Source organism: Sphaerotilus sp. (genome assembly GCF_041083715.1).
GTDB lineage: Bacteria > Pseudomonadota > Gammaproteobacteria > Burkholderiales > Burkholderiaceae_C > Sphaerotilus.
Window position 1 is genome coordinate 1 of the sequence record NZ_JBFPGY010000117.1, and the last position, 3,343, is coordinate 3,343.

The 3,343-nt window shown below is 62.5% G+C and carries 2 protein-coding genes; one reads left to right on the forward strand and one right to left on the reverse strand.

Going from position 1 to position 3,343, the window contains the following annotated elements:
- Positions 1-12: 12 nt before the first annotated feature.
- A complete protein-coding gene (locus AB3X43_RS05645; RefSeq protein ID WP_369428892.1) occupies positions 13-1,506 on the reverse strand; it encodes an alkaline phosphatase family protein in 1,494 nt (497 codons plus the stop codon).
- A 216-nt stretch (positions 1,507-1,722) separates the two neighbouring features.
- On the opposite strand from AB3X43_RS05645, the gene AB3X43_RS05650 reads away from it, so the two are divergent.
- On the forward strand, positions 1,723-3,343 hold a 1,621-nt coding region (locus tag AB3X43_RS05650), incomplete at its 3' end, for a DUF2235 domain-containing protein (RefSeq protein ID WP_369428893.1).

The following is a 3,343-nucleotide window of genomic DNA, read 5'->3' on the forward strand; positions in this document are numbered from 1 at the left end:
TGCAGACCTTCCTTAGGGCTTGCCTTTCAGACTTTCTTTGTGCGTCAAGACCTTCGCATCCACTTGCTGGATGTAGGACAGCAGCTTCAGATTCAAGTCCGCACCGGCCACTTGTGCTGTCGGAGGAACGCTGTTTGCGAGTGGCGGCTTCTGGAATACCTGCGTTGCAAGGGTCGGGGTCGCCTTCTGCTGCGAGACGAAGCGGTCGAGATCCAGCGCGATCAGCGCAACACCTTCGATGAACGGATCCGGCTTTTGTTGGCCGCCATGCGCCACTGGCTCTCTGACCATACCCAAGGCCGCCGGTGCGGGGGTGGTGACGGATTGAACCGCGGCGAGCGCATGAGGCCCGGCATCCAGTCCGGTGCGTGGCTGCGCGTTGAGCGCGCTCCACCAGTTGGGTGCGGCGGCATCCCGGTGGGTGATCGGCTCGCCGAGACCGAAGTTCGCACGCAACGAGCTGATCACAGAGGTGTGATCGAAGGTCGATCCCGGGAACACCTTGCTCCCGAGGACGCCCCTGGAAACCCACGGAGAAACGAGGATCGCAGGCACACGGACGCCAAGCACATCGAAGCCGAACTCCGGAGAGTTCGGCCCTGCGCGCGCGCGGTTCGTCGCTGTGTCGCCCGGAGGAATGGCCGGCGGTGGCGGTACATGGTCGAAGAAACCGCCGTGCTCGTCCCAGGTGATCAAGAGCAGGCTGTTCTGCCACACGCTGGAGTTGCGGATGGTTTCGTAGACAAACTTGACCAGGCCTTCGCCAGCGCTGACCAGACCGCGTGGATGCTGGGAATCACCCTGCACGAACTGACTGAACAGTTGAATGGCGTAGTTCGGCTCGATAAAGGTATAGGCAACATCATAACCATCGCCCTGCAAATCGGCCGCAAAACCACTGGCATTCCCCTCCGGATATAGCGGCCGGAAAAATTCAGGGTTGAAACTTTTGGCGACCATTCCCTCAACGGATAGAACTTGCGGATGCACATCGCCATGATAAATGCGCCACTTCTTTCCTGCCGAACTCAATCGGTCGAAGATGGTGCCGTGCTGGAATTTGAATGCCGCGGAAGGCAGCGTGACCGCGGTGAGATCATCCAGTGCACTCGGGCTTGCCGCGAGACCACCCGAGGAGGCGGCGTGAACAAAGAATCGGTTGGGCCAGGTCGGCCCGGGTAGAGACGAATACCAGTTGTCAAACAGCAGGAACTCTTGGGCCAATTGAGTGATGACGGGTATGTCGTGGGGACTGAACGCCTGCTTGGCAGTCTGGCTGAACCCGCTCATGGCACCTCCATGGACCTGCGCTCTCACATCCTCGAATTCGTGAGGCGGGTCCACCACTGATCGATCGGTGGCCCCTGGCCTGAAGTCTGGATCCGCAGGCCGCGGGATGCCGGGCCTGCCGGAGAGCCCGAAAAAGTGATCGAAAGACCGGTTTTCGAGCATCAATACGAACACATGGTCGATCTGTCTCATGGCAAGCCTCGCTTTCTCGATCATCTTGGCACTCACCGCTGGACTTGCGGCAGTTCAGCACGCCGTTCAAGGTGGCACGATGTGTGAAAAAAGTCACACATCGCCTGTGCTGTGTGCGGGCGTCCAAATGCATGCGGTGGACGTCCACGAAAGCGCGTTGCACATTGTTCTACATGGGCTGGAAGCATGGTGGTGTCACGCCCTGTGTAGACCACGGTCCGGTATGGGAGATGCGCTGCTATGGCCCCTCGTCAACTCATCGTCTGCTGCGATGGCACGAACAACAATCTCACCGGCCGACTCAACGACACCAACGTGACCCAGCTCTGCGAACTGCTGGATCCGGACGGACAAGACCAGCTGCTGTTCTACGACCCTGGCGTCGGCAACCCGGGCCAGTTGCCCGGCACGACGCGCATCGATACGCTGAAACGCAATTTCCAACGCCTGAGTGGTCTGGCCTTCGGCCAAGGTGTGTTCGAGAACATTGCAGAGGGATACGGTTTCCTGGTCAGGCATTACCGTGCGGGCGACCAGATCTTCCTGTACGGTTTCTCGCGCGGGGCCTTTACCGCACGCAGCATCGGCGGACTGGTGACCATGTTCGGACTGCTGCGCCCGGAGTCGCAGGATCTGATCCCCACGCTGCTGCACACCTACTTTGCCGATCGGCGTGACAGCCAGCGCTATCTCGATGTGGCGGCGCAGATCTCCGATCTGTTCTGCACCGGCCGACGGGTGCCGGTGTGGTTTGTCGGGGTGTGGGACACGGTGGCTTCCGTGGGGTTTCCCCTGCTCAGTCAGCAGACCATGACCGCCAAGCCCAGCATCGTGGGCAAGCCTTACAACCATGTGCGCCAAGCCCTGGCCCTGGACGAACACCGTCGCGCCTTCGAGCCCAGACCCTACATCATCGAACCCGACCATGACTACGCGGCAGCAGGGCAGAGCATCGAGCAGGTCTGGTTTGCTGGCTCGCACTGCGATGTGGGTGGGGGTTATCGCAAGACGGAGTCCGGTCTGTCCGACGAGGCCTTGCTGTGGATGCTGCAGGCGTCCGTGAAATGCGGGCTGCGGCTGGCGACCGGATTGGTGAATGCCCGCGGCGGAGTGGATCTCCTGGCTGTGCGCGCCCGCCTGTCAGCGCCGTACCGCCCCTCCACCGGAGCGGACGCCGCTGGCTCGGCTGCTGATGCCACGGTCGCCCGGGCCGTGCTCCACTCCGAGTCGCGGGACACGGTCTGGTGGGCCCTCGGCGGGTTGGCCTTGCGCGAGCCCAGGCGCAATCCGGACTGGAACCAACCCAATGTGCCGGTACAGGCCGTTGAGCACGCCTCGGTGACCGAGCGCACGCTGCGATTTCCTTCTGACTCGGTGTGGAGCAGATCCCGGCCGCTGGGCCCGCTGTTGTGGGCGGCAGTGGCGGCGGTGTTCTTCTGGTGCCTTGCCGGACTGCTCCTGGCCCCTGCGTATGCGCTGGACATCCACAATGGCTTTGCGGCGTTTGCGTTCAGCGTGGATCGGACGCTGGCGGCGGCGACCGAGTCCAATCTGTCGCTCGTGCGCTGGCAGTGCTTCGGCTGGGTGCCATGGCACGATCTGGGCCACTGGCCCTGGCCTGCACCAGGCGTGCATCTGTCGAACACCACGCGCCACCTCGGCGGTGCGCTGGTCGCCGATCTGGGACTGATCGCCAGCTATGCCTACTTGCTGGCCCGGTGGTCCAGCTGGTCTTTCGCCCAGGTGGCACGGCGGCATTTCGCTGCCGATCCACCTCGGCGCCTGCTCAATCGCCTGGGCAGCATGGCGGGTTGGACCGTCGGCGCTGATCTGGTGGAGAACTTGGCAACCTGGTCGTGCG

Excerpts from the sequence above, each read along its gene's own strand:
- AB3X43_RS05645 (WP_369428892.1), bottom strand. The coding sequence starts at position 1,506 with ATGATCGAGAAAGCGAGGCTTGCCATGAGACAGATCGACCATGTGTTC.